The sequence below is a fragment of the Romboutsia sp. Marseille-P6047 genome (genome assembly GCF_900604535.1).
Lineage (GTDB): Bacteria > Bacillota > Clostridia > Peptostreptococcales > Peptostreptococcaceae > Romboutsia_E.
The window spans coordinates 18,518-44,951 of the sequence record NZ_UWOT01000019.1 but is presented as its reverse complement, the minus strand read 5'-3'; the positions used below and the strand labels follow the sequence as shown (position 1 = coordinate 44,951).

Below are 26,434 nucleotides of genomic sequence, written 5' to 3'. Positions count from 1 at the left end.
ATCATAGTCTTATGAGCGATAATTAAATAAATTTATATAAAATTATATTTATTATGGTATATTCAACAAAAAAATACATAAATATGCTTATTAGGAGGAATTATAAAATGGGAAAAAGTTCATTTTTATCAGAATTTCTTATGATTACTGATATAAAAACTGTTATTTTTATATCAATTCTTATAGGAACATTTTTCATAGTTAATGTTTTTGAAAAAAAGAAAATTAAATTTTCGACTAGAACAATTTATGCAACTATGATAGGTCTTTTATTAGGAGTCATAATACAAGTAGTAGCAGGACTTCCAGAAGATCCAACTCAAGTTACTTGGCTACAAGAAGTAAGTAAATGGTATGGTCTATTTGGATCTGGATTTATGGATTTACTAAAAATGTTAGTTGTTCCATTAGTATTTGTATCTATATTAAGAGTTATAATTAATATGGGTGAAGGAGAAGATTTAGGAAAACTTACATTTAGATCTTTAGGTATGCTACTTGGAACGACTGCACTAGCAGCAACAGTTGGTATAGTGGTTGCAAATCTTATGAAGTTAGGGGTTGGTAGCACTAATATAGTAGAGTCTACAACTGAAATGAGAGAAATAACGCCTTTAGTAGATACATTAAGAGGTCTTTTACCATCAAATCCAGTTGCATCTATGGCAGAAGGGAATATAGTTGCAATAATAATATTTGCTACATTCTTAGGATTGGCAGTTAAGAGACAAAGAAAGAAATATGCAGACATAATCAAGCCATTTGAAAATTTAGTTGAAGCATTTTATAAAATAATAGTAAGTGTGGCTATGACTGTAATAAAGTTTATGCCTTATGCAGTAGTAGCAATGCTTGCAAATACTATAACAGCTCGTGGATTATCATCTATGATATCTGTATTTGAGTTTGTAGCTGCACTTTATATATCTGTAGCAATATTATTTATAATACATTTAGTAATAATTACTTTAAATGGGTTAAATCCAATAACTTATGTAAAAAATGCAGTAGAGCCTTTACTTTTAGGATTTACATCTAGATCAAGCTTAGGAACATTACCAGTAACGATAGAAACTTTAAAAGATAAGCAAGGTGTAGATGAAAGTGTAGCAAGTTTTACAGCAAGTTTAGGTGCTAATATGGGGATGAATGGATGTGCAGGAATATATCCAGCTTTAGTTGCAGTAACTGTAGCTAATATGGCTGGTGTTGAGATGAATGCTAGTTTCTATGCAATGCTATTTATAGTAATAACTATAAGTTCATTAGGAATAGCAGGACTTCCTGGAACTGCTACAATGGCAGTGTCAGTAGTTTTATCAGGGGTTGGCCTTGGCGCATATTTCCCATTAGTAGGAGGAATAATAGCTATAGATCCTATATTAGATATGGGGCGTACTATGATAAACGTAAATGGGGCAAGTACTACAGCTATATCAGTTGCAAAATCTTTAGGAAAATTAGATAAAAATATTTTTAATGGGAATATAGAAAAAGAAAATAATAAAGAAAAAACTGCTTAGTTAACAAAAAGGTGATTCTTGATTATAGAATCACCTTTTTTACTATATAAATAAAATTTAATTATATAAAGGATATTATTATCTATAAATTATACATAATTCAAATAGATCTAATAAAAAATAACAAAATACTTATTTTAATCAAAAATAAGTATAAATTTATGAAAAATTTTGCTATGTATATACTGTAAACGCTATGTAAGCATCTTTTGACAAAAATGTCAATTGACAGAATAGAAACGAATAGTTACAATTTAGTTACATAATCCTAAATGGCAAGCAATATAAATTAAAAGTAAACTTTATGAGGTTATAATACAGGGGGAAACTTATGAAAATTAAAGAAAGTAAGTTGATTGCACTATTTTTAGGGACATCATTGGTACTATCAGTTTCTTTAGCTGGATACTGGACTTTAAATAAAGAGCAAGTTTCTATAATTATTAAGGGGGAAGAAATTAAAGTATCTACATTTAAGAAAAGCGTAAAAGAGTTGCTTGATGAGAATGGAATAAAATACGATGATAATGATATAATAACTCCAAGCTTAGACTCAGAAGTAAAGGACTATATGGATATTAAAGTAGTTGATGTAACTACGTCAACAGTAAGTGAAAAAGAAGAGATACCTTTTGAGGTTCAGTTACTAGAAGATAATGAACTACTTAAAGGAAAAACAGAAGTAGCTCAAGAAGGTGAATCTGGAGAAAAAGAATTAACTTATACACTTACATATCATGATGGAAAATTAATTAAAAAAGTACTAGAAGAAGAACGCATATCTAAAGAGCCTACTAATAAGATTGTAAAAAGTGGAACCAAAGAAGAAATTATAGTAGCATCAAGATCAACAACGTCAAGAAATACATCACAAGAATTAGGAGAAACGTCGTCTTCAATAAGCGGAACTCATATGTCTGTAGTTGCAACTGCATATGCAGGTGATTCTATAACATCTACAGGAACAATACCTAAATGGGGTACTATAGCTGTAGATCCAAGTGTAATACCATATGGAAGTAGGGTGTATATACCTCAATTTGATATGACATTTATAGCGGAAGACTGTGGAGGTGCTATAAAGGGCAATAAAATTGATATATTTATGAATAGTGAATCTCAGTGTATACAATGGGGAAGAAGAAGTATTGATATATATATAAAATAGGGTTATAAATTTGGTTATATATACTTTACTTACATAAAAAATTGTATTACTATTAAATGTGTAAATTTAATTATACTAAAAGATATAGATTTAAAAGGAGAAATATATATGGGATACAAAGCAAGTTATGAAACATGGTTAAATAATCCTTATTTTGATGATGCAACAAAAAAAGAGCTAAATCTTATAAAGGATAATGAAAAAGAAATAGAAGATAGATTTTATAAAAATTTAGAGTTTGGAACAGCAGGTCTTAGGGGTGTAATTGCAGCAGGAACAAATAGAATAAATAAATATACAGTAAGAAGAGCTACATTTGGACTAGCTAATTACATAGAAAAAAATACAACTGAAGAAGAGAAAAATAGAGGTGTAGTGATATCACATGATAATAGACATATGTCTAGAGAATTTTGTATAGAGGCTGCTAATACATTAGCTGCATGCGGAATAAAGGCATACATATTTGATAGTTTAAGAACAACTCCTGAATTATCATTTGCGGTTAGAAGTTTAAATACTATAGCAGGTATAGTTATAACAGCAAGTCACAATCCACCAGAATATAATGGATATAAAGTGTACTGGGAAGATGGGGCTCAAGTAATGCCTGAAATAGCTAATGCTATAACAGATGAAATAAATAGTATAGAGGATTATAGTATAATACCAACTATAACTGAAGAAAATAAAAGCTTAGTTGTAATGTTAGGAAAAGAACAAGATACAGCTTTTATAGAAGAAGTTAAAATTCAATCAATAAGAAGAGATGTTATACAAAAAGTAGGAAAAGAATTTAAAATAGTATATACTCCACTTTGTGGAACTGGAAATGTACCAATAAAAAGAGCCTTAAATGAAGTAGGATTTGAAAATGTGCTTATAGTTCCTGAAGAGGAAATGCCAGATCCAAACTTTGCTGGAATAGAATATCCTAACCCAGAAGAACAAAAGGCATTAACAAGAGGAATAGAACTTGCTAAAGCTAGTGGATCTGACTTAGTAATAGCAACTGATCCTGACTGTGATAGAGTTGGTGTAGCCGTTAAAACTGTTAGTGGAGATTATGCACTTTTAACTGGAAACCAAATAGGTGGACTTTTAACTAATTATATAATAGAAGGTTTAAAAGAAAATAATAAGCTAAAAGATGATTCAGTTCTTATAAAAACTATAGTTACATCTGAATTTGGAGCGGATATAGCAAAAGCTAACAATATAGATGTAATGAATGTGCTTACTGGATTTAAATTTATAGGTGAAAAAATAAAATCTTTTGAAGAAACTAATAAAAATACATATCTTTTTGGATATGAAGAAAGTTATGGATACTTAGTAGGAACTCATGCAAGAGATAAAGACGGAGTTGTTGCTTCATTATTAATAGCTGAAATGGCAGCGTACTATTATTCTAAAGGAATGAGTTTATATGAAGGGTTATTAGAATTATATAAAAAGTATGGATTCTTCAAAGAAAAGACTATTTCTATAACATTAAAAGGTATAGAGGGGCTTAATAAAATTCAAGAAATAATAAGTTATTTTAGAAATACTGAAATATCTAGTATAAATAATGTTAAAGTCGTAGATTTAAAAGATTATCAAAAAGGTATAGATAATCTTCCTAAGGCAAACGTATTAAAATACTTCTTAGAAGATGAATCTTGGATAGCTGTTAGACCATCAGGAACTGAGCCTAAGCTTAAATTTTATATAGCTGTAAAAGGGGAAAATGAGGAAAATGCAAATGAAAAGCTAGATGGAATAAAGATTAGTTTAGATAAAATTTTAAATAATGTAATGGATGTAGAAACTGTAAAATAAATATAAAAAGGTGCGAATATCATCGCACCTTTTTATATTTCATAGTATTATATAAATATAAAATAAAAAGGAGGAAAGATAATGGTAAAAGTAACAAAAGAAAATATTCTAGAAATAATAAGAAAATCAAGATATAGTGAAATAAACTCGAAAGCAGCAGAAATAGCATTTTACTTATTACTATCTCTATTCCCTTTTTTACTATTTACTATAAATGCATTAGCATATATACCAATAATGCAAACAAATAGGTACATATACATATTAGAAAAAATAATACCTCAAGGTGCATTTGATATAGCATCTTCTATGATACAATCAGCTATAGACAATAGAAGTATTAGTTTAGTTATAACCAGTTTTTTTCTTACTATATGGACATCATCAAGAGCAGTTAGAGGATTAATTAGAAGTATTAATAGAGCATATAATGTTAAAGAAACTAGATCTTATTTTAAAGTATTTCGTATTGCAATGATTTTTACTATAATGCTTTTGATACTTATATTTTCATCCATGATATTTTTAGTTTTTGGCGAAAGGTTAGGTCATTTTCTATTGAATTATATAGGCGTAGATAGGGTTCTTATAAATATATGGAATATGTGGAGATATTTGATTGGTTTATCAACTATGATTATAATATTTCTAAGTTTATATATGTATACTCCAAACAAAAAAGTAAAAATAAAAGATGCTATACCTGGTTCTATTATATCAACTATATCTTGGTTTTTCATATCCTATGCATACTCATATTATGCTAGTCATTTTGCAAACTATGAAGTTATATATGGTAGTATAGGCGGAGTAATAATTTTAATGACTTGGATGTATTTAAGTAGCTGGGCTATATTAATTGGATCAGAGGTTAATGCAAAATTATATCTTATAAGAAATATAAGATATAAAACTAAGATAAAAAGAAAAATATATAAAAATAAATGAAAATATTAACTTTTTTGTAGGATGTTTTGTATAATATAAATACAATGAATTATTTAATTTATATAAAAAGGAAAATGAATATTATTGACATAATAGAGGAATATTAATTAAAATTAATTAAATAAAAGTTGATAAAAATAAAAGTGATGAATAGGAAGAGTAAATTTAACTCGGTTACCAGAGATGGAAGCTCATAGGCTGAAAGGCTTTCTTAATTAGAAAAATTGAAAACTACCTAGGAGCTGCATTCTGAAGTTATCTTTGATGTTAGTAAGAATAGCCGTTTGACAACGTTAAAGTTATAAGTGGATTTTATAAATCAAATTAGGTGGAACCGAGGGAATATACTCTCGTCCTTTTATTAAAGGATGAGAGTTTTTTGATTATAAATAACAAATAGTATAAAAAATAATATAAAGGTGATGAATAGGAAGAGTAAATTTAATTCGATTATCAGAGATGAAAGTTTATAAGCTGAAAGGCTTTCTTAATTAGAGGAATTGAAAAATACCTAGGAGCTGCTAGAAAAACTAGCCGTTAGCTGCGATAAAGTATCAAGTGAGTTTAAGTACTAATTTGGGTGGAACAGCGAACAGACTCGTCCCATTATATATGGATGAGTCTGTTTTTTTATAAATTTAAATCTATGGAGGTATGAAAATGAGAATAGGAATATTAGGTTATGGAACAGTAGGAAGTGGATTAATAGATGTTATTGATAATAATAAAAATAAAAGAAATATAGAAGTTATTAACATTTTAGTAAGAGATAAAAGTAAGTATGAAGGGTTAAAATATTACAATAAATTAACAACTGATATAGATGAAATATTTAATAAAAACTTAGATGTAATAGTTGAAGTAATGGGAGGATTGCATCCTTCATTAGAATATATAAAAAGAGCTTTAGAATGTAAGATAAATGTGGTTACAGCAAATAAAGATTTATTGGCAGAGTATGGTGATGAATTAGTTAGATTAGCAAAAGAAAATAATGTTACTATAAAATTTGAAGCATCAGTAGGAGGAGGTATTCCTGTACTAAAACCATTAATAGAATCCTTAGAGGGAAATTGTATAAATAGCATATATGCAATATTAAATGGAACTACAAATTTTATATTATCAAAAATGTATAATGAAAATTTATCTTATGATGTTGCTTTAAAACAAGCACAAGATTTAGGTTTTGCTGAATCTAATCCGGAATCAGATGTATTAGGATATGATGCAGCTAGGAAATTATCTATATTATCTACTTTAGCTTATGATAACAGAGTTTATTGGAAAGATTTATATTTAGAAGGGATAACTAATATAGATAAAAAAGATATAGAATATGCTAAAAGATTAAATTGTAAGATTAAGCTAGTAGGTCAAAGCAAATATGAAAATAATAAAATAAGTGGATTTGTAAGACCTGCACTAGTAAGCTATGATAGTATACTTGCAAATATAGAGAATGAATATAATGTGGTAGTTTTAAATGGGGATTCTGTAGGCGAAGTATCATTTGTAGGTAAAGGTGCAGGTAAACTTGCAACAGGTAGTGCAGTTTATGGTGATGTAATTGATATATTAGATAATAGATTTTCATCAATAGATTCATTTACAAAAGAAAAAGTAGAAGTAAACAAAACTTTAGATAATAGCTGTAGTGCGTTACTTAGATTTAAAAGTAATAGTATAAATGAAATATTAGATATATTAAAAGATGAAATGAAGGATTATAGTATATTAAATGATAACGAAGAATTAGCTATATTTGTTGATGCAGATTCAGAGTATGAAATAAATAATAGCCTGGATAAGATATCTAAAAAAGATTACTGCTGTTTAATAAGCAAATTAATAAAAATAAATTAATATAAATAGCGTGTAGATAAAATAAATTTATACACGCTTAAGTAATTATCTAGTAAAAATTAATTCACAATCACTAGATAATTCATTATTAAATTTATAACCCATTAAATCAAAACTTTTTAAGTCCATTATATTATCAATTTTATTTTTTATAATAAACTTAGACATATGACCTCTAGCTTGTTTTGAATACATACCTATAACTTTATATTTATTGTTTTTTTCATTGAAGTCTTTGAATTCTACATTGACAAATTTACATGTCTTATTCAATTCTTTTATATCAATAGCTTTTACATATTCAGAGGAAGCTAAATTTAGTAAAGTTTTATTATTATGGGTAGATAGCTCTTTTATAATAAAATCAGTTATTTTATCTTTCCAAAATTTATATAAGTTTTTACCTTCTTTATTTTCAAGTTTTGACTTCATTTCTAGCCTATATGGTTCTATTACATCACACGGAGATAAAACTCCATATAATCCAGAAAGTATTTTAAAGTGATCTGTAGCAAAGTCAAAATCATCTTCAGTGAAGTTAGAAACATTCATACAGTTAAAAACTTCACCATTAAAAGCTAATATGCTTTGCAATCTAACATTACTATCTAAGCCATAATTTTCATATCTAATTAGATTTAGTTTACTAAGGTCTTCGCTTAAATTCATAAGGTTTTGAACTTGGTAAATATCTAAATTTTTTAATAGTCTAATTAAATAATTAGCTTCATCTATAAAATAAGGAATAGAAGATTTATTTAAAGATATATTTTTATCAAACTTCATTGTTGTTGTTGGAGATATTATCGTTATCATACTTAGTCCACCTTTATATTATAATACTTTTAATATATACCAATATAAGTACATAATAAACAAATATATATAATAAATAATATAAAAAATAAATAGAACATACTATTGAATTTAAAAAACATACACTATATCATCTAGGAATGATATTGATAATGTATTAACTTTAAAAAGTATTGAATAAATAATAAATATGATATACAATATAAAAAGTAGTGTACGCTAAAAAAACTGAAAAATATATATAGGGGGAATATTTAATGATAAAAGTAGGTATAAATGGATTTGGAAGAATAGGACGAAATATTTTAAGAATAGCGCAATCTATGTTAGATGAGAATATAGAAATAGTTGCAATAAATGCTAGAGCAGATGCAAATACTTTAATTCACTTATTTAAATACGATTCATGTTATGGAATCTTTAATGGTAAGGTAGAAGTGAAAGATGAAAATACTATTAAAGTTAACTCTAATGAAATAAAAATACTTAGATATAATGATCCAGAAGATATACCATGGAAGTCTATAGGTGTAGATATTGTTATAGAATCTACTGGAATGTTTACTCAAAAAGAAAAAGCATTAAAACATATAAAGGCAGGGGCTAAGAAGGTTATAATAACTGCTCCAGGTAAAGATGAAGATATAACCATTGTTATGGGAGTAAATGAAGAAAAATATAAAGATGAAAAACATAATATAATTTCTAATGCATCTTGTACAACAAACTGTCTGGCACCACTTGTAAAAGTTCTAGATGATAAATTTGGAATTGAAAAAGGGTTAATGACAACGATACATGCATACACTAATGATCAAAGAATATTAGATAAGAATCATAAAGATTTGAGGAGAGCAAGAGCAGCAGGTGAATCAATGATACCAACAACAACAGGGGCTGCAAAAGCTGTGGCAAAAGTACTACCTCAATTAGAAGGAAAATTAAATGGATTCTCAGTTAGAGTTCCAACTCCTACAGTATCATTAGTAGACCTTGTTTGTGAGCTTAAAGAGGATGTAACTATAGATGAAGTAAATAGGGCTTTGAAAGAGGCATCAGAAGGAAATTTAAATGGAATACTGGGATATTCTGAGGAACCGTTAGTTTCTATAGACTATAGAGGTGATAGTAGATCATCTATAGTAGATGGATTATCCACTATGATAATTGATAAGAATATGGTGAAAGTTGTATCTTGGTACGATAATGAATGGGCATACTCTACAAGAACTATAGATTTAGTTAATTATGTATCTAAGAATATGAAATTAGGCTAAAATATTTAGTAAATATTATATGTCATTCAAAAAGTGACAAAAAACGCCTAAAAATATTGCAAATCCCATATTTAGTAATTATAATAAGATATATTAATTATAAAAATATATATAGGAGGAACAATATGGAAGCAGAAAAAGTCTTGAAAATGGATGAATCTATTTCATCAAGAAAAGTTAAATCTGTTAACTTAGAGACATTTATATTTTTAGGTGTTTTGGTTATTGGTTTTGGATATATAGCTAGCGTTATGGGAGCTGGAATAATGTTTAAAGTTATAATGAACACGGCTCATGATTTACTTTTAAATACTGTATTTTTAATAATGGCAATGGCAGTATTAGCAGGCGCCTTAAGTGCCTTACTTTCTGAATTTGGAGTTATTTCACTGATAAACAAATTATTTAAAGGATTTATGAAACCTTTATATGGATTACCAGGTGCCAGCATAACTGGAGCTATAGCAACGTATTTATCTGATAATCCAGCTATAATATCTTTTGCAAAAGATAAGAACTTTACTAAATACTTTAAAAAGCATGAAATACCAGCTTTATGTAATCTAGGTACAGCTTTTGGAATGGGACTTATACTTACAACATTTATGATATCTCAAGGTAAAGAATATGCGTTACCAGCTATCATAGGTAATATATCAGCAATAATAGGTAGCATTATAAGTGTTAGAATAATGCTATATTTCACAAAAAGGTTTTATAACTATGATTGTAGTAAAGATATTAATACCAATAATTTAAAAAATGATACTGAATATAGAGAAATAAGGGACGGTAATATATTTCAGAGGATATTAGATGCAATGTTAGAAGGTGGAAAAAATGGAGTAGAGATGGGAATAGCTATAATACCAGGTGTATTAGTAGTTTGTACTATGGTTATGATTCTTACATTTGGACCATCAACAGACCCAATTACAGGAGCGCCTATTTATACAGGAGCAGCTTATGAAGGAATAGCTTTACTTCCTATTATAGGAGAAAAGTTAAGTTTTATATTAGAACCGTTATTTGGATTTACATCTCCAGAAGCAATAGCATTTCCGATAACTTCACTAGGGGCTGTTGGAGCAGCTATGTCTTTAGTTCCTCAATTTATTATTGATGGAGTAATAACTCCAAATGACATAGCAGTATTTACTGCTATGGGTATGACTTGGAGTGGATATTTAAGTACACATGTAGGAATGATGGATGCATTAAATGCTAGGGGATTAACAAGTAAAGCTATAATATCTCATACTATAGGTGGTATATGCGCAGGAATGTCAGCACACTTTTTATATATGTTATTATCATAAAAATTAAATACATAAAAGAAAAGGTGTATCTAAATTAATTTTATAATTTTGATACACCTTTTTGTTAACGATTATTAATGATCTTGATGTTTTTTATGACTACTTATAGGTCTTGCAGTATTTTGACTTACAGAGCCTGTTTTTGATGGTCTAAGTCTTGGTTCTAAGTTAAGCTCTTCAGATTGTTCTAATTTAAAGTTAGGATTCTTTTTATCATTTCTATTATATCGAGTTTTACTATCTTCTCTTTTATGTTTATTTAATGTCATATTAACCTCCTAAAAATGAAAAATAATATATTAATAATTTAACCTAAAATATAATTAGTATTCTTTATGAATTATAAATGTAAAAATAGATAATCATATATTTAGATAAATTTTCAGTGGATTTTGGAAAAAGGAGGCAATAATTTGAGTATAGCTATTAGTATATTAGGAGGTTTGGGACTTTTTTTATATGGTATGAACCTAATGGCGCAAGGTTTGCAAAACTCTGCAGGTAATAAGTTAAAAAAAATAATAGGGTTATTGACAAGTAATGTAGTCATGGGAGTACTAGTAGGAACTGTTGTTACTGCAATAATACAAAGTTCAAGTGCTACTACTGTAATGGTTGTTGGGTTTGTAAATGCTGGAATAATGACGTTAAATCAAGCTATAGGAGTTATAATGGGAGCTAATATTGGTACGACAGTAACAGCTCAATTAGTTAGTTTTAAACTAGAAGGGCTTGCTCCAATATCATTAGGGATAGGTATAATTTTATATCTTTTTTCTAAGAAAGCCAGTGTAAAAAATATTGCGGAAATACTTTTAGGATTTGGTATATTATTTACAGGAATGGAATTTATGAAAGATGCTGTAAAACCATTAGCTGAATACAAAGGTTTTACAGATGCTTTAATTAGTTTTGGACATAGACCAGTACTAGGATTATTATTAGGATTTGCTATTACAGGTATAGTACAAAGTTCTAGTGCATCAATGGGTATGTTAATAGCTCTTGCAGCGCAAGGATTGATTCCACTTAGTTCAGCACTTCCTATACTTTATGGTGATAATATAGGAACTTGTGTAACATCACTAATTTCTAGTATAGGAGCTAGCAGGAATGCAAAGAGAGCAGCTATAATGCACTTGTTATTTAATATAATAGGAAGTTTACTATTTTTACTTATATTAAATAGACCTATAACATACATTGTAACAAGAATAGATCCAACAGATGCAGCAAGACAAATAGCAAATGCTCATACTTTATTTAACTTAATAAATGTTGCTATACTATTACCATTTTCTAAATATATAGTAAAATTAGCAATGCTTGTAGTTCCAGACAACAATGATAAAAATGATGAAAAAAGCACTAAATATCTTGACGAAAGAATGTTAGAAACACCATCTATAGCTCTAGGAAATACTGTAAAAGAAATAATGAGAATGGGAGATATAGCTAAAATTTGTTTATCAAGTTCTATGGATGGATTTGTAAATAAATCGGATAAAAGTATAAAAATTGCACTAGAAAATGAAGAAACCATAAATGTATTACAAAAAAGTATATTAAATTATCTGCTTAATTTATCTAAGACATCTCTTCCAAATAATTTAGTGGAGTCAGTAGATGGTTTATTTAATACAGTGAATGATATAGAAAGAATAGGAGATCACTCTGAGAATATAGCAGAACTAGCGCAAACAGCTATTTCAGAAGATCTAGATTTATCAAATGAGGGTGTTGAAGAAATAAGTCATATGTATGATTTAGTATTTGAAAATTTAAAAGGCGCACTTAAGCTAATTGATGAAGAAGATACTTACTTAGCAAATGAAATTTTAGAAAGAGAAGATGAAGTAAATAAGATAGAAAAATCAATACGTGTAAATCATATATATAGACTTAATAATGATAAGTGTGAAGTAGATTCTGGTATTTTATATATAGATCTAATTAGTAATCTAGAGAGAATTTCAGATCATTGTGCTAATATTGCTAAAAGAGTATTAGAGTAAAATAAAAGTAGCATAGTTATTCAATAAAAATAGCTGTGCTACTTTTATTTATAAGTATGTGATATAATAATATAAGATTATTATAATGGTAAAGGTGGGCTAGTAATGAAAGTAGTTAAAGATGCTATATACTCGAAATATTTTAGCTATGATATTGACGAAGATATAATTATTTATGAAGGTAGATTTTGTATTTATTTAGACAAAAAATATAAATGCAATGGAATAATTTATTATAAAATGATACCGCCGATGTCTATAAATTTTGAAGCATCTATAATACATACTCAAGAAGAAGATTTTGACCTAGCCTTAGACTATGACAATGCAATATTAGAGGTCTATGGATATAAACCTGCATATGTAACTGTAAATTCGATAAATAATGATAATATAGATGGATACATAAATGATAATAATTTAAAGTCTAAAAATACTTATGTTGAATATATAGATTTTAATATAATTAATTTAGATCAACTTCCTGGGAAGCTTATAAACTATGAAAGTAAACTTTTTGCAGGTAGAATTGAGTTTGAGGTAAATGATTTTAAGATTATAATAGATAAGCGGTATGATTATAGGAAAGAATTAAATGAAGAATTAAAAATTAAATCTGGATCTATAATAACCCATGTAGGTAGGATATTAAAAAAAGACAATAGTTTATTTAAGACTAATAATATTGATAATATTTTAGATAGAATAGCTACATCACTTAGCTTTATGTGTGGTAGATATATAGATATATGCCTGGCTAATGGATATTTAAATAATAAAAATGTTTATAGGCTTTGGAGAGAATGTATAGTTACACCATTTAAATTTGTTCCAACATGGAGTGATACCATTTCAAATTATTATAATATAGAAAAATACATATCGTTAATGTGTACAAAATTAGAAGATAGCTATTATGAACCAACTATAAAGCACATTATAGACTGGTACATAGAATCATCAAATAATATAACTTTAGAAAATAATATAATATCAGTTCAAATTGCTCTTGAAGCATTATCATATGTTGTTTTAGTAGAAATATATGAGATTATTGATGAGGTAGATTTTGATGAAAATTCATCATCTAAAAATATTAGGATGCTTTTAGATATGTGTAAAATACCATATGGGCAAAAAGAATTGTACTTATTTGATGATTGGATTAAAAGTAAGTTTGATGATGGTGTAGACTTGGTAATATACTTTAGAAATAAAATTGTACATCCAAGTAGAAAAGGACATAGAGCTAATTTAAGTGTTGATGATATGTGGAATATAATTCAGATTGGGACAAGATACATAGAACTTGCGTTATTATATCTTATAGGATACAAAGGTGAATACTCAAATCGATTAAAATATAGATCGTATGGAGAAGTTGAGTTAGTTCCATGGAATTTAATATAATAAAAATTATAAAAAATGATTAAAACATAAATAATAAGGGTAGATACTAAAAATAATGATAAATGAAAGGAATTTTTTAATTTTAATATGATTAAGTTTTATGGATATGCTAAATGTTCAACTGTTAGAAAAGCTAAAAAATGGTTAAATGAAAATAACATACAGTTTGAAGAGATCGAAATAACTGAAAATCCACCAAGTAAAGAAGAATTAGAAAGAATATATAAACTTAGTGGATATGAAATAAAGAAGTTTTTCAACACTAGTGGAGTTAAATACAGAGAGCTAGGGCTTAAGGATATAATTAAAAATGAATCAGAGAATAAACTTTTAGAAATATTATCAAGTGATGGTATGCTTATAAAAAGACCATTAGTTTATGATGATAAAAATGTTTTATTAGGATTTAAAGAAGATGAATGGAAAAATAAATTATTATAAAAAAAAGCGTAGTAACTTATAAAAAGTTAACTACGCTTTTTTTGAAATTTTGCGATTACATCAATCATATTATCTTTTATTTCATTACTTAAAACCGTAGATTTTAATTTAGGATTTTCTATATGATCATATACTGGATCTAAGAATTCTACCTCAACATTCATAGACTTAATTTTACCAATTGGCTCGTATCCACTATATGTTTCTTTAGAATTTTTTATTACTAATGGGATTATAGGGCAATTAGCTTTATATGCAATTTTTAGTGAGCCAGCTCTAAAATCTGATATTAAAGCATTTGGATCTTTTACCCATGTTAAATCTCCCTCTGGAAATATAGCCATACTGTGTCCTTCTATTATATTTTTAGAAGTCTCTATTATACTTTTTATGCCTTCTCGAGTATTTTCTCGATTTATATATACGCATTTTATTAGTTTAACCCAGTGACTTATAACAGGCATATTTCTCCAAACAGGAACATCTGCAATGACAACTCCAATAGGTCTATCAACACTAGCTAATAATATGAAGCTATCTAACATACTAGAATGATTTATTATAAATAAAGACGGGTCTTCTGGTAATCTATCTTTTCCTAAAACGTTTAAATTAATATTTACAATAGAAAGTGCTTTTCTAGCATGTTTTTGTAAAAAACTAAACATTTCATCAACCGAGTACTTACTAGGATTTAATTCATATTTAATTAATTTTGGAATAGCTAAGCATAATACTAATATTAAATAAAGTACGAATTTTATATAGTTAAGCAATTATTTCATCTCCTTAAAATATTAATAATACCATTAATGATTTTATCATAAAATGAATTTATTTACAAATTAGAGAATATAAATAAGACAAGGTAACTTATTTAACTATATATATTATTATAGGAGGATGAAATTTAGTGAATAAACTTAGTGGAGTGAGATATGATGAGCGATTTTTAAAAATAAAAATATCTGCAAATACAGGTGATAATATTTTTTTAAAGCTACCAATAAGTTTTGTGAAAAGATTAGTTGCAAATAATGCAATTGACTTCTTCAAAAATCAGGATGATATTATTGATAGTCAAAAACTACTAAAAATAATGCTTGATGCTTTTGAATACAATGTTGTTGGAGAAATAGCATATCTAGAAAGAAGCAATGGAGATAAAATCCGATTTATAATTGATTAATTAAATATAAAAGCGGTTGATAAAATAATTTCACTTTAAATTTATTTTATCAGCCGCTTTGTTTATTTATATAAAATATTAAAAATTAAGTTGACGTAAAATTAAGATATAATTATAATAAAGGTAAACTTATAAATATGATGTGGTTAACTAAAAGGAGAAGTAATTAATGAGATTAAAAACAACAGATATAGTATTAAGTGGACTATTTGCAGCTTTAACTGCTATATTAGCGCAAATAGCTATCCCACTTCCATTTACAACAGTACCATTAACTATGTTAATATTTTCAGTTGCACTTGCTGGAATGATATTAGGATCTAAAAGAGGATTTTTATCTATGGTTATATACTTATTACTAGGTGCAGTAGGAATGCCTGTATTTGCCCAAATGAGTGGGGGTATTGGTATATTACTAGGACCTACAGGCGGATTTTTACTAGGTTGTCCGATTATGGCATTTATAGTTGGATTTGTATCAGAAAGATATTCATCAAAATTATATGTTTTTGTAGCTATGACATTAGGGCTGGTTATGGATTATGCAGTAGGTACAGTTATGTTTTCTATAATTACAAAAGTTAGTATATATCAAAGTATACTATACTGCGTAGCGCCGTTTGTATTTGTAGATTTAATAAAAATAATTTTAGCTATAAGTATAGGTGTAACTGTAAGTAAAAGAATAAGGTTGGTGTAAAATAATGTTAAAAATAAGACCGCACCATATACTTTGTATGAGAGCATATACAGGTAGTAGATATAGCAAAGAATTTTCTATTAAAATAGAAAGTATTATAAGAAATCTTAAAGTATATAATGAGTTTTTGAAGTCTTATAATCTAGAGAACGAAGTAAATAAAGTTGAAATAGTCTACTCTACAGATAGTATTTGTGAAAGTTGTCCAAATAAATTAGATGATAATATATGTAACTCTCAAGAAAAAGTAAATCTAATAGATTGTAAAATGATTAAATACTTTAATATTAAAGAAGGTGTATACAACTATAAATATATAGAAAACTTAGTATATAATAATATTAATGAAGTGATATTTGATGACATATGTAGGAGCTGTGAATGGTACCATGTAACGAACTGCAAAAAATATATATTGTAGTAAAATGAGGGGATATTATGAATAGGGTAAAGGAATTAATAGGTAGAAAATTTTTAAAAGATATAGAATTTTTAGAACTAGAAGATAACGATTGTGTAATTGAATGCAAGTATATAAAACCTCATAATGCTCATTACAATGAATATAAAATTGTAATTGACAATGACGGTTTAATAGAGGAATATCTAGTTTACTTGAAACATTTAGATTAGATAAAATTAAAAATTAAATTATCTTAAAATAAAGTGTTATAAAATACAAAGTTTGCGTAATACTCAATAAACTGTATTTTTATAGCACTTTATTTTTATTAAAGTATAATTATATTAAAAAAACACTAAAAAAACAATTTGTGAAATGTTGGAATTTAAACGTTTTATGAGGTTTTTAAAATGCTTGTTAAAAAAAGTGAATAAATATTATTGAATAAAGAAAAAAAAGCCTATATAATTAATTTGTCGATTGGGATACAGAAAAAAAATATTGTATACCAAAAAAGTCGTAAAAATTGATTGGAGGAATACTTGCTATGGAATTAACAATAGTTGCTAGCGCTGGTACTTTAGAATCAAGTGATATACAAATAATACTAGAACCAAATGAAAATGGTATTGTTATAGAACTTGAAAGTACAGTTAAAGCTCAGTTCGGAGAACAAATTGAAAACGTTATCAAAGAAACTCTTAAAGAACTTAATGTAGAAAATGCAAAAGTATTTGCAAATGACAAAGGGGCTATAGATCCTGTAATAAAAAGTAGAGTACAAACTGCAGTATATCGTTCAGCAAAGTCTAGCGATTACAAGTGGATGTAAGGAGGGGCAAAAATGAAATTAAGACGTTCGATGCTATTTGTTCCTGGAAATAATCCTGGAATAATAAGAGATGTTCATATATATAAGCCAGACTCAGTAATGTTTGACTTAGAAGATGCTATTGCAATAACAGAAAAAGATTCTGCAAGATTTTTAGTACATAACATGTTAAAAAAACTTGGAGAATACTATAAAGAATTAGGAATAGAAACTGTAGTTCGTATAAATGGACTTGCTACAGAGTTCTGGCAAGAAGACTTAGCTGCTGTAGTAAGTGCTGGTGTTGAAGTTGTAAGAATACCTATGACTGAATCTGTAGAAGATGTTATGGCAGTAGATGCTGAAATAGAAAAAATAGAAAAAGCATGTGGAATGGAAGTTGGTAGCACTAAAATAATGGTTGCTATAGAAACTGCTCTAGGAGTAATGAACTGCTTTAATATAGCTAAATCTCCAACTAAGAGATTAATAGGTATGGCATTAAGTGGAGAAGACTTTGTAACAAGTATGAAAACTACAAGAACTCCAGAAGGTGACGAATTATTCGTAGCTAGAGGAATGATAGCTATGGCAGGTCGTGCTTGCGGACTTGAAGTATTAGATACAGTTTATGCTGACGTTAATAACGATGAAGGATTCTTAAAAGAGGCTAACCTTATAAAGAGAATGGGATTCGGTGGTAAGTCACTTATACATCCAAGACAAGTTGAACTTATACATGATGTTTACACTCCAAGTGAAAAAGAAATAGCTAAGGCTCAAAAAATAGTTGATGCTACAGCTGAAGCTTTAAAGAATAACTTAGGGGTATTTACAGTTGATGGTAAGATGGTAGATAAACCAATAATAGAAAGAGCTCAAAGAGTGTTACAACTTGCTGAAGCTGCAGGTGTATTAGTTGGAGGTGAAAATTAATATGCAAACTAAAAGAGTAAACGACGAAATGTTAAAAAACATAAAAGGTTATGAAAATAGAAAAGCTTACGTTGCACCATTTAGTAGTTTAAGTGCTGATAAATTAGGTAATGTTGACAGTGACAACTTAAAGGAGCACGTAAGAAGAACAAAATTAGTTTCTTCTTTAAGAGAAGCTATAGAAAAATGTGAAATAAAAGATGGAATGACAATATCTTTCCACCACCATTTTAGAGCTGGGGATAAGTTATTAATGCAAGTTGTTGATATATTAGCAGAAATGGGAGTTAAAAACTTAAGAATAGCTGCTTCTTCATTAACAAGTGCTCATAATGGTCTTGTTGCTCACATTGAAAACGGTGTCGTAAATAGAATAGAAACTTCAGGACTTAGAGGAAAATTAGCTCAAGCTGTTTCTGAAGGAATACTTGAATATCCAGCTGTTATACGTTCTCATGGAGGTAGAGCAAGAGCCATATCTTCAGGAGATGTTAAAATAGACGTAGCATTTTTAGCTGCATCTTCAGCCGACTGCATGGGGAACGCTAACGGTGTTAAAGGAAAATCTATATGTGGTGCTATGGGATATGCTAAGGTTGATGCACAATATGCTGAAAAAGTTGTAGTTGTAACTGATACATTAGTTCCTTATCCAAATTTCCCACAAAGTATACCTCAAACTCAAGTTGACTATGTTGCAGTAGTTGATGAAGTTGGAGATTCTTCAGGAATAATGTCTGGAGCTACTAGATTTACAAATAACCCTAAAGAGTTATTACAAGCTAAGAGAGTTGTAGATGTTATGAAAGCTTCTGGATTATTCGTAGATGGATTCTCAATGCAAACTGGTTCTGGTGGAGCATCACTTGCTGTTACTAGATTCGTTAAAGAAGAAATAAAGAAAAGAGATATAAAGTTAAGCTATGCATTAGGTGGTATAACAGCACCAATGGTAGAGTTATTAGAAGAAGGTTTAGTTGATCAGTTATTTGATACACAAAGTTTCGACTTAACTGCAGCTGAATCAGTAGGAAGAAATGAAAAACACGTTGAAGTAAGTGCTGACTTCTACGCTTCTATAGGAAATAAATCGGCAGCTGTTAACAAATTAGACTTTGTTATATTATCAGCTCTTGAAATAGATACAGATTTCAATGTTAACGTAATATCTGGTTCTGATGGAGTTATAAGAGCAGCGTCAGGTGGACACAGTGATACAGCTGCAATGGCTAAAATGTCTATACTTGTTGCACCACTAACAAGAGGTAGATTATCTACAATAATAGATAAGGTTACAACTGTTGTAACTCCAGGAAGTACAGTAGACGTAGTTGTTACAGATTACGGAGTAACTGTTAACCCAGGTAGAAAAGACTTATTAGAAAAGTTCAAAGCTGCTAACCTTCCATTAATAACTATGGAAGAATTAAGAGCTATGGCTACAAGATTAGTTGGAACACCAAAAGAAATAGAGTTTACAGATGAAGTAGTTGCTGTAGTTGAATACAGAGATGGAAGCATCATAGACACTATAAGAAAAGTTAAATAATATTATTGAAAAATAATATTAATTTATAAATTATGACTATGTTAAGTTTATTTTTAATGAAAGCTAGTCATTATAAAACTTAACATAGTCGAAAAATTAAATATATATATTATCGGAGGATTAAGAGGATGGCAACAGTAAGCATGTCTCAAACAAAGAAAAAAGAATCTTTCAAGATATTTGGTATGTCTTGGCACATTTACGCTGCAGTAGCAGGTATAGCTTTAGTAGCTATGTTTGGTGATTATTTACCAAGTAACACAATAGGAGCATTCGCAATACTTTATACTTTAGGTATAGCATTAGGATGGATAGGGGATAGAATACCTGTATGGAACACTTATATAGGTGGTGGTTCAATACTTGCATTCTTAGGTTCAGCATATTTAGTTTATATAGGTATAATACCAGAAGCAACAATAGAAACAGTAAAGATATTCATGGACACAACTGATTTCTTAGATTTATTTATAGCAGTACTTATAACTGGTTCAATATTATCTGTTAATAGAAAATTATTATTAAAAGCTTTCGCAGGATACTTACCAGCAATACTTGCAGGTATAGTTGGTGCAATACTTTTAGGTATAGTTGGTGGAATTATATTTGGTGTTTCTCCAGCAGACGTTGCAACTAGATACGTATTACCTATAATGGGTGGTGGTACTGGTGCAGGTGCAATACCAATGGCTGATATATATGCAAACGCTACTGGAAATGACCCAGCTCAATGGTTATCATTTGGATTATCAATATTAACAATAGCTAACATAATAGCTATAATATCTGCTGGTGTATTAAATAAAATCGGTGAGTTAAAATTCGGAAAAGCTTTAACTGGTAACGGTGAGTTAATAAGAAATGCTGAAGATTTATCTAAATTAGAAGATACTGAAGAAGTAAAAGTAACTCAAAGAGAAATAGCTTGTGGATTAATATTAGCTTGTGCATTCTATGTTGCAGGTAATATATTATCTAAAGTTGTTCAAATACCAGAATTTACATTATTTGGATCTACTTTAAAAATAGATATACATAGATTTGCTTGGATGGTTGTATTAGTTGCTGTAGCAAACGTTATAGGTGTAATACCAGCTGAATTAAGAGTTGGGGCTAACAAGTTACAAGGATTCTTCACTAAGCAATTCTTATTAGTTATAATGTGTGGTGTAGGTATAGCTCTTACTGACTTAGGTGAGTTAATAGCTGCATTCACAATAGGTAACGTTGTAATAGCTGCATTTATAGTTTTAGGAGCAATATTAGGTTCAGGTCTTGTTGGATGGATTGTAGGATTCTACCCAATAGAAACTGCAATAACAGCTGGATTATGTATGGCTAACAGAGGTGGTTCAGGAGACTTAGCAGTTCTTGGAGCAGCTAAGAGAATGGAACTTATATCATTTGCACAAATATCTTCTCGTTTAGGTGGAGGATTAATGTTAATAATAGCTTCTGTAGTATTTGGTATATTCTGCTAATAAGAAATATTAAATGAGTATAGAACTTTGATAAGATAAAAGGTATTGTATTTTGCAATACCTTTTTATCGTAATTTTAAATATTAGATACAGAGGTGAAATTATGAGCAAAAAAAATAAAGAACCTAAAAAAAGTAACAAGGAACTTCTAAGAGAAGCTAGAGAAGAAGGAATGTTTAAAGAAGCTAGAGAGTTTACAAAAAAGAAAAAATATGTTGCAGCAAGTAAAAAAGATAATATAATGATATATGTTGTAATGATAATAGGGCTACTAGCATTTGTATTAATTAATAGAATATTTGGAGTATAGAAAAGGTTGGTGCACAAGAGCATGTATTATAATGTAGAAAGTATAAATTTAAAATCAAACTATGAAACTAATGAAGTAAGAAAATTTTTAGAAAAATTCAGCCTTAAATATGAAGACGTTGATTACACAGTGGTAATTAGAGAAAATGATGATATAATAGCTACATGTTCTAAGAAAGAAAATATATTGAAATGTTTTGCGATAAGTGAAAACTACCAAGGATTAGGTTTATCGAATAACCTTATATCAAAAGTTACTGAAAAGTTATTTTTAGAAGGTAGATACCATAGTTTTATATTTACAAAGCCTGAGAATCAATTCTTATTTGAAGGTTTAGGATATAAAAACATATTTACGACTGATAAAGTAAGCTTATTAGAAAGTGGAAATAAAAATATAAATGCAAGTTTAGATAAATTAAAAAAAGAATATAAAATAGATGATAGTAAAGAATATGCAGCATTAGTTATGAACTGTAATCCATTTACACTAGGGCATAGATACATAATAGAAAGTGCATGTAAAAGTAATGAAAATGTAATAATATTTGTAGTAGAAGAAGATAAATCTGTTTTTCCATTTAAATCAAGATTCAAGTTAATCAAAGAAGGAACTAAAGATTTAGAAAATGTAACGGTTGTACCAGCAGGGGAGTATATAATATCATCAGCAACTTTCCCTAATTACTTTTTAAAGAAAAATGATGATGCATTAAAAGAATATACAAAATTAGATTGTAATATATTTGGAAAATACTTTGTTCCAAAGTTTAATATAAAGAAAAGATTTGTGGGAAGTGAGCCTCATTGTGAAGTTACTAATATGTACAATGAAACTATACAAGAAGTTCTTCCTAAATATAATGTACAAGTTGAATTAATAAAAAGAAAAGAAATAGAGAATGATGCAATTAGTGCATCTAGAGTTAGAAAATTACTAAAAGATGTAAAGTTTGATCAAGTTAAAGAATTAGTTCCTAAAACAACATTTGACTTTTTACTTAGTGAGGAAGGTGAATTGGTAATAAGTAAGTTATAACTTAAGTTTTACCAAATTAATTATGAATATAGACTTAATTGAAGAATTTTTATTTGATAGAGAAAAAAGAGTTAAGAATCAAGAAAACTTATTTAAAAATTATAAAGATAAAACACTGGTAACTCTTAGAATTAATTATCCTGGAATTGAAAAATCAAACTATATAACTGATGATATTGTTAGTATAATTTATAATGAAATTTTAACTTACTATAAAAAGTATATAGTTTATAATGATAGATATAAAAATAAAGAAGGATTAGTTTGTCATTTTATATTTGATGCAGATTTTGTTAGTATTAAAAAGTTAATGATAGATATTGAAGAAAAGCATATACTAGGTAGATGTGTAGATATAGATGTATATACTATGAAAAATGATAATGTCATAGGCATATCTAGATCAGATTTATACAAACAGCCTAGAAAATGTTTTATATGTGATAAAGATGCTAAAATTTGCTCTAGAGCTCAAAGTCATAATATAGAGGAAATCAAAAAATATTTTGAAGAAGTATATTTAAAATATAAGGACTATCAAAAAAAAAGAGAAACTTTAGCTTATAGAATATCTCAAATAGCTGTAAAAGCCATGATAAGTGAAGTTTCTACATTTCCTTCATTTGGTTTAGTATCACCAATAAGTCAAGGGGCTCATGAAGACATGAACTATTATACTTTTTTAGATAGTGCATTTGCTATAGCACCATTTTTTAAAGAGATGTATAACATAGGATACTCATATCATGAGCCTAAATACATATTTGATGCTATTAGAGAAATTGGTATACTATGTGAACATAAAATGTTTGAAGCAACTAATAATATAAATACTCATAAAGGAATGATATTTTTAATGGGTATAACTATAGCATCTCTTGCAAAGGGAACATATAATAATAGAAAATTTGAAGATATACAAAGTATTATAAAATCAATGGTTAATGATATTTTAGATGATTTTAAAGATATAGAAAATAAGTCTGAATTAACTCATGGAGAAAAGCTATATATAAAATATGGATTTACAGGTGTACGAGGACAAGTAAAAGATGGACTATCTGTTTTATTTAATAATATAATAGATAAGTATTATGATTCTGATTTATCTGAGAATGATTTATATACACAAATATTAATAGAATTATTAGCTATAGTAGAGGATAGCACTATAGTATATAGGCATGATATAAATACCTTAAAACAAGTTCAAAATGATGCAAAAGAACTTTTAAAAATAGGTGGTGTGTATACTAGTAATGGGAAAATAAGAATTTTAGAATTAGAAAATGAATATATAAATAAAAATATAAGTCCAGGTGGATGTGCAGACTTACTTGCTGTAACTATATTTTTGATTACTATAAAAAGAGCTAGCAACTAAATGCTAGCTCTTTTATTTATTTATCAAACTCAGCTATAACAATATCTAAAGAATCGTTTAGATGCTTTGTTATTACTGATTCTGCTAAGTCCTTATTTTTTGAAATTATTGAATTTAGTATAAGTCTATGTTCAGATAATGCTTTTTCTCTTCTTAAATCATCTTCTATAGATATATTTCTAAACCTTTGTAGATAGCTATTTAAATTAGAAATAATACCAGGAAGACGTTTCATCTTACTAGCTTTATAAATAAGAGAGTTAAATTTACCGAATAAATTGATTACTTCTTCTATATTTCCTTCATTATTTATATTTTCTGTATGATCAAGAAGGGCGTTGATCTCATCAATTTCACTTTGTGTAATATTTTCCATAGCATTAGTTACAATTAATAGCTCAAGGGATTGTCTTATCTTATAAATTTCAATAACATCATCTTTAGTAATTCTATTAACTACTACCCCAGCCCTATGAACATATTCGACTAAACCCTCTTTTTCAAGTTGTTTAAGTGCTTCTCTAACAGGAGTTCTACTTATATTTAATCTTTCAGAATATTCCTTTTCTACAAAACGTTCTCCTAATGGTATGTTACATTCTATTAGAGTTTTCCTTAGACTTTCGTAAACAACTTCTCTTAGAGGCCTATTTTGAGATAAATCAGTATTAGTGACAAACTCATCCATCCAATTTTTCATTTTTATTTTATCGTCCTTCCCTTTTTAAAAAATCTATTGTATACAATTTAAAACAAATGTATACAATAGATTTTACACTAAAAATTCGAAAATACCAATAGTTTTCGACAAAATAATTTAAAAATTAACAAAATCCTTGACTATGTCAATATAATCTTTTATATAACGTGGGAGGTATGAACCTTTTCTATAAGCAACAACTAATTTAAAAGTAGTAGTTGGGTATCCTATTGAGAAGTACTTAGGTTTAGTTAATAAGTTCATATACTTTAGATAATTATCAGAAACAAAGCAAACACCATAATTAGATAGCGTAAGTCTTACGGCACACTCCATACTTCTTGTTCTCAATACAGCGTTAGGTTCAAAGTTTGCAGATTTAAAAATTTTTTCTGCCATTTTACCAGTACGTTGATATGGAAAGTTAAGTATAAAATTTTCGTTTTTAAATAGTTTTATATCAATCCAATCATACTTACAATTTAATTTTTTTTCTCCCATATTAGCTAATGGATTATCAGGAGATACTGCAAGTATTAGTTCTTCTACACCTATAACTTTATACTCAAGATCTGGGTGTTCAGTATGATGGTTAAATATTGCGATATCTGCCTCTCCATTAAGTAATAGTTTTTCAGCTTCAGAAGATGAATTTTCAAATAAATTTATTTCAACATTTGGATACATTTCTTTGAATTTAGGCAGTGTTTCAGGAATTAAGTAAGAACCCCTTGTAGATGGAATGGAAAGGTTAAATCTGCCTTTATTTATTTTACGAATATCATCTATTTCAGCAGTTATTTTATTCTTAATCAGTAATATATTTTGTGCATTTCTTAAATACATTTCTCCAGCGTAAGTAAGTATAAAACGATTACCTACTTTACTGAATAAACTAACGCCAAGTACCATTTCGAGTTTTTTTATATACTTACTAAGTGAAGGTTGTGAGATATATAATTCCTCAGCTGCCTTTGTTATATTTTGATGCTTAGCAACGGATATAACATATTCTAATTCTTTAAATTCAAACACTTTAATCCTCCTTTTAAAACTATAGCTTTAATGCATAAAAAGCATGGTAATTATGTATTGGACTATTAATTAACAATATAATACAATAAAAAAGAGGAAACGACAAGCGATTTCTTCGATGATATATAATATTTAAAAGACTATATTAAATGAAATGTTGGTGGTATTAATAACTGTAACTTCAGCACTTGCATTTGTTATATCTAGCTAAAATTTTGGTCTTAGCCGAAATTAAATCATGTAACAATAAACTTATTTAATATAGTCTCTAAAAATTAAAAATCTAAAATC

Annotated in this window: 26 protein-coding genes and 2 other annotated features; of the genes, 21 read left to right on the top strand and 5 right to left on the bottom strand. The window is 28.0% G+C overall.

Features of this window, described 5'->3' with window-relative positions:
• The first annotated feature begins 107 nt into the window (after positions 1–107).
• The 5 genes from EIH23_RS14885 (at position 108) to EIH23_RS14865 (ending at position 7,329) form a co-directional block, all read left to right on the top strand.
• Positions 108–1,523, top strand: a complete 1,416-nt coding sequence (locus EIH23_RS14885) for a cation:dicarboxylate symporter family transporter (protein WP_243113421.1) — start codon at positions 108–110, stop codon at positions 1,521–1,523.
• A 331-nt stretch (positions 1,524–1,854) separates the two neighbouring features.
• Positions 1,855–2,691, top strand: a complete 837-nt coding sequence (locus tag EIH23_RS14880; protein ID WP_122641208.1) for a 3D domain-containing protein — start codon at positions 1,855–1,857, stop codon at positions 2,689–2,691.
• Positions 2,692–2,799: 108 nt separating this feature from the next.
• A complete protein-coding gene (locus EIH23_RS14875) occupies positions 2,800–4,515 on the top strand; it encodes a phospho-sugar mutase (RefSeq protein WP_122641207.1) in 1,716 nt (571 codons plus the stop codon).
• 81 nt (positions 4,516–4,596) lie between these two features.
• Positions 4,597–5,463: a YihY/virulence factor BrkB family protein gene (locus EIH23_RS14870; RefSeq protein WP_122641206.1), complete on the top strand. Its 867-nt coding sequence runs from the start codon at positions 4,597–4,599 to the stop codon at positions 5,461–5,463.
• Between the two features lie 137 nt (positions 5,464–5,600).
• Positions 5,601–5,824: a binding site (T-box leader), on the top strand.
• A gap of 52 nt (positions 5,825–5,876) precedes the next feature.
• Positions 5,877–6,072: a binding site (T-box leader), on the top strand.
• Between the two features lie 51 nt (positions 6,073–6,123).
• The gene (locus EIH23_RS14865) at positions 6,124–7,329 is read left to right on the top strand and encodes a homoserine dehydrogenase (RefSeq protein ID WP_122641205.1); all 1,206 of its coding nucleotides are present in this window, start codon (positions 6,124–6,126) and stop codon (positions 7,327–7,329) included.
• A gap of 45 nt (positions 7,330–7,374) precedes the next feature.
• On the opposite strand, the gene EIH23_RS14860 is transcribed toward EIH23_RS14865, so the two are convergent.
• Positions 7,375–8,145, bottom strand: a complete 771-nt coding sequence (locus EIH23_RS14860) for a YaaA family protein (protein WP_122641204.1) — start codon at positions 8,143–8,145, stop codon at positions 7,375–7,377.
• Positions 8,146–8,402: 257 nt separating this feature from the next.
• Here EIH23_RS14860 and gap point away from each other — a divergent pair, with 257 nt between their 5' ends.
• Positions 8,403–9,422: a type I glyceraldehyde-3-phosphate dehydrogenase gene (gap, locus tag EIH23_RS14855; RefSeq protein WP_122641203.1), complete on the top strand. Its 1,020-nt coding sequence runs from the start codon at positions 8,403–8,405 to the stop codon at positions 9,420–9,422.
• A 125-nt stretch (positions 9,423–9,547) separates the two neighbouring features.
• Positions 9,548–10,741: a CD0519/CD1768 family membrane protein gene (locus EIH23_RS14850; RefSeq protein ID WP_243113420.1), complete on the top strand. Its 1,194-nt coding sequence runs from the start codon at positions 9,548–9,550 to the stop codon at positions 10,739–10,741.
• A 74-nt stretch (positions 10,742–10,815) separates the two neighbouring features.
• On the opposite strand, the gene EIH23_RS14845 is transcribed toward EIH23_RS14850, so the two are convergent.
• A complete protein-coding gene (locus tag EIH23_RS14845; RefSeq protein ID WP_122641202.1) occupies positions 10,816–11,010 on the bottom strand; it encodes a hypothetical protein in 195 nt (64 codons plus the stop codon).
• A gap of 144 nt (positions 11,011–11,154) precedes the next feature.
• Here EIH23_RS14845 and EIH23_RS14840 point away from each other — a divergent pair, with 144 nt between their 5' ends.
• The 3 genes from EIH23_RS14840 (at position 11,155) to EIH23_RS14830 (ending at position 14,607) form a co-directional block, all read left to right on the top strand.
• Complete coding sequence (locus tag EIH23_RS14840; RefSeq protein WP_122641201.1) at positions 11,155–12,756, top strand: Na/Pi cotransporter family protein; 1,602 nt, start codon at positions 11,155–11,157, stop codon at positions 12,754–12,756.
• A 105-nt stretch (positions 12,757–12,861) separates the two neighbouring features.
• Positions 12,862–14,166, top strand: coding sequence for a hypothetical protein (locus EIH23_RS14835; RefSeq protein WP_122641200.1), 1,305 nt, complete (start codon positions 12,862–12,864; stop codon positions 14,164–14,166).
• Positions 14,167–14,253: 87 nt separating this feature from the next.
• Positions 14,254–14,607: an arsenate reductase family protein gene (locus EIH23_RS14830; RefSeq protein WP_122641199.1), complete on the top strand. Its 354-nt coding sequence runs from the start codon at positions 14,254–14,256 to the stop codon at positions 14,605–14,607.
• Positions 14,608–14,633: 26 nt separating this feature from the next.
• Here EIH23_RS14830 and EIH23_RS14825 read toward each other — a convergent pair whose 3' ends face one another.
• Complete coding sequence (locus tag EIH23_RS14825) at positions 14,634–15,383, bottom strand: lysophospholipid acyltransferase family protein (protein ID WP_122641198.1); 750 nt, start codon at positions 15,381–15,383, stop codon at positions 14,634–14,636.
• 137 nt (positions 15,384–15,520) lie between these two features.
• Between EIH23_RS14825 and EIH23_RS14820 the strand changes: the two genes are divergently transcribed.
• From EIH23_RS14820 to citG, 11 genes are all read left to right on the top strand, one after another.
• Positions 15,521–15,796, top strand: coding sequence for a hypothetical protein (locus EIH23_RS14820; RefSeq protein WP_207734750.1), 276 nt, complete (start codon positions 15,521–15,523; stop codon positions 15,794–15,796).
• 169 nt (positions 15,797–15,965) lie between these two features.
• A complete protein-coding gene (locus tag EIH23_RS14815) occupies positions 15,966–16,496 on the top strand; it encodes a biotin transporter BioY (RefSeq protein ID WP_122641197.1) in 531 nt (176 codons plus the stop codon).
• Between the two features lie 4 nt (positions 16,497–16,500).
• On the top strand, positions 16,501–16,917 hold the full coding sequence (locus EIH23_RS14810) for a DUF1284 domain-containing protein (RefSeq protein ID WP_122641196.1): 417 nt from the start codon (positions 16,501–16,503) through the stop codon (positions 16,915–16,917).
• A gap of 17 nt (positions 16,918–16,934) precedes the next feature.
• Positions 16,935–17,129: a hypothetical protein gene (locus EIH23_RS14805; protein WP_122641195.1), complete on the top strand. Its 195-nt coding sequence runs from the start codon at positions 16,935–16,937 to the stop codon at positions 17,127–17,129.
• Positions 17,130–17,446: 317 nt separating this feature from the next.
• The gene (gene citD / locus EIH23_RS14800) at positions 17,447–17,731 is read left to right on the top strand and encodes a citrate lyase acyl carrier protein (protein ID WP_122641194.1); all 285 of its coding nucleotides are present in this window, start codon (positions 17,447–17,449) and stop codon (positions 17,729–17,731) included.
• A 12-nt stretch (positions 17,732–17,743) separates the two neighbouring features.
• On the top strand, positions 17,744–18,646 hold the full coding sequence (locus EIH23_RS14795; protein ID WP_122639766.1) for an aldolase/citrate lyase family protein: 903 nt from the start codon (positions 17,744–17,746) through the stop codon (positions 18,644–18,646).
• A gap of 1 nt (position 18,647) precedes the next feature.
• A complete protein-coding gene (gene citF / locus EIH23_RS14790; protein ID WP_122641193.1) occupies positions 18,648–20,195 on the top strand; it encodes a citrate lyase subunit alpha in 1,548 nt (515 codons plus the stop codon).
• Positions 20,196–20,323: 128 nt separating this feature from the next.
• On the top strand, positions 20,324–21,676 hold the full coding sequence (gene citS, locus EIH23_RS14785; RefSeq protein WP_122641192.1) for a citrate/sodium symporter CitS: 1,353 nt from the start codon (positions 20,324–20,326) through the stop codon (positions 21,674–21,676).
• A gap of 103 nt (positions 21,677–21,779) precedes the next feature.
• Positions 21,780–21,986: a hypothetical protein gene (locus EIH23_RS14780; RefSeq protein ID WP_122641191.1), complete on the top strand. Its 207-nt coding sequence runs from the start codon at positions 21,780–21,782 to the stop codon at positions 21,984–21,986.
• 21 nt (positions 21,987–22,007) lie between these two features.
• Complete coding sequence (gene citC, locus EIH23_RS14775; protein ID WP_122641190.1) at positions 22,008–23,024, top strand: [citrate (pro-3S)-lyase] ligase; 1,017 nt, start codon at positions 22,008–22,010, stop codon at positions 23,022–23,024.
• Between the two features lie 22 nt (positions 23,025–23,046).
• Positions 23,047–24,408, top strand: a complete 1,362-nt coding sequence (citG, locus tag EIH23_RS14770) for a triphosphoribosyl-dephospho-CoA synthase CitG (protein WP_122641189.1) — start codon at positions 23,047–23,049, stop codon at positions 24,406–24,408.
• Between the two features lie 16 nt (positions 24,409–24,424).
• On the opposite strand, the gene EIH23_RS14765 is transcribed toward citG, so the two are convergent.
• Positions 24,425–25,108, bottom strand: coding sequence for a GntR family transcriptional regulator (locus EIH23_RS14765; RefSeq protein ID WP_122641188.1), 684 nt, complete (start codon positions 25,106–25,108; stop codon positions 24,425–24,427).
• A 117-nt stretch (positions 25,109–25,225) separates the two neighbouring features.
• Complete coding sequence (locus EIH23_RS14760) at positions 25,226–26,143, bottom strand: LysR family transcriptional regulator (RefSeq protein ID WP_122641187.1); 918 nt, start codon at positions 26,141–26,143, stop codon at positions 25,226–25,228.
• Positions 26,144–26,434: the final 291 nt, after the last annotated feature.

Bases quoted from the DNA above. Each gene is read 5' to 3' on its own strand.
- EIH23_RS14810 (WP_122641196.1), top strand. From the start codon at position 16,501: ATGTTAAAAATAAGACCGCACCATATACTTTGTATGAGAGCATATACA.
- EIH23_RS14830 (WP_122641199.1), top strand. From the start codon at position 14,254: ATGATTAAGTTTTATGGATATGCTAAATGTTCAACTGTTAGAAAAGCT.
- EIH23_RS14880 (WP_122641208.1), top strand. From the start codon at position 1,855: ATGAAAATTAAAGAAAGTAAGTTGATTGCACTATTTTTAGGGACATCA.
- citS (WP_122641192.1), top strand. From the start codon at position 20,324: ATGGCAACAGTAAGCATGTCTCAAACAAAGAAAAAAGAATCTTTCAAG.
- citG (WP_122641189.1), top strand. From the start codon at position 23,047: ATGAATATAGACTTAATTGAAGAATTTTTATTTGATAGAGAAAAAAGA.
- EIH23_RS14865 (WP_122641205.1), top strand. From the start codon at position 6,124: ATGAGAATAGGAATATTAGGTTATGGAACAGTAGGAAGTGGATTAATA.
- gap (WP_122641203.1), top strand. From the start codon at position 8,403: ATGATAAAAGTAGGTATAAATGGATTTGGAAGAATAGGACGAAATATT.
- EIH23_RS14780 (WP_122641191.1), top strand. From the start codon at position 21,780: ATGAGCAAAAAAAATAAAGAACCTAAAAAAAGTAACAAGGAACTTCTA.
- EIH23_RS14765 (WP_122641188.1), bottom strand. From the start codon at position 25,108: ATGAAAAATTGGATGGATGAGTTTGTCACTAATACTGATTTATCTCAA.
- EIH23_RS14795 (WP_122639766.1), top strand. From the start codon at position 17,744: ATGAAATTAAGACGTTCGATGCTATTTGTTCCTGGAAATAATCCTGGA.
- EIH23_RS14835 (WP_122641200.1), top strand. From the start codon at position 12,862: ATGAAAGTAGTTAAAGATGCTATATACTCGAAATATTTTAGCTATGAT.
- EIH23_RS14875 (WP_122641207.1), top strand. From the start codon at position 2,800: ATGGGATACAAAGCAAGTTATGAAACATGGTTAAATAATCCTTATTTT.
- citF (WP_122641193.1), top strand. From the start codon at position 18,648: ATGCAAACTAAAAGAGTAAACGACGAAATGTTAAAAAACATAAAAGGT.
- EIH23_RS14870 (WP_122641206.1), top strand. From the start codon at position 4,597: ATGGTAAAAGTAACAAAAGAAAATATTCTAGAAATAATAAGAAAATCA.
- EIH23_RS14850 (WP_243113420.1), top strand. From the start codon at position 9,548: ATGGAAGCAGAAAAAGTCTTGAAAATGGATGAATCTATTTCATCAAGA.
- EIH23_RS14885 (WP_243113421.1), top strand. From the start codon at position 108: ATGGGAAAAAGTTCATTTTTATCAGAATTTCTTATGATTACTGATATA.
- citD (WP_122641194.1), top strand. From the start codon at position 17,447: ATGGAATTAACAATAGTTGCTAGCGCTGGTACTTTAGAATCAAGTGAT.
- EIH23_RS14815 (WP_122641197.1), top strand. From the start codon at position 15,966: ATGAGATTAAAAACAACAGATATAGTATTAAGTGGACTATTTGCAGCT.
- EIH23_RS14805 (WP_122641195.1), top strand. From the start codon at position 16,935: ATGAATAGGGTAAAGGAATTAATAGGTAGAAAATTTTTAAAAGATATA.
- EIH23_RS14845 (WP_122641202.1), bottom strand. From the start codon at position 11,010: ATGACATTAAATAAACATAAAAGAGAAGATAGTAAAACTCGATATAAT.
- citC (WP_122641190.1), top strand. From the start codon at position 22,008: ATGTATTATAATGTAGAAAGTATAAATTTAAAATCAAACTATGAAACT.
- EIH23_RS14860 (WP_122641204.1), bottom strand. From the start codon at position 8,145: ATGATAACGATAATATCTCCAACAACAACAATGAAGTTTGATAAAAAT.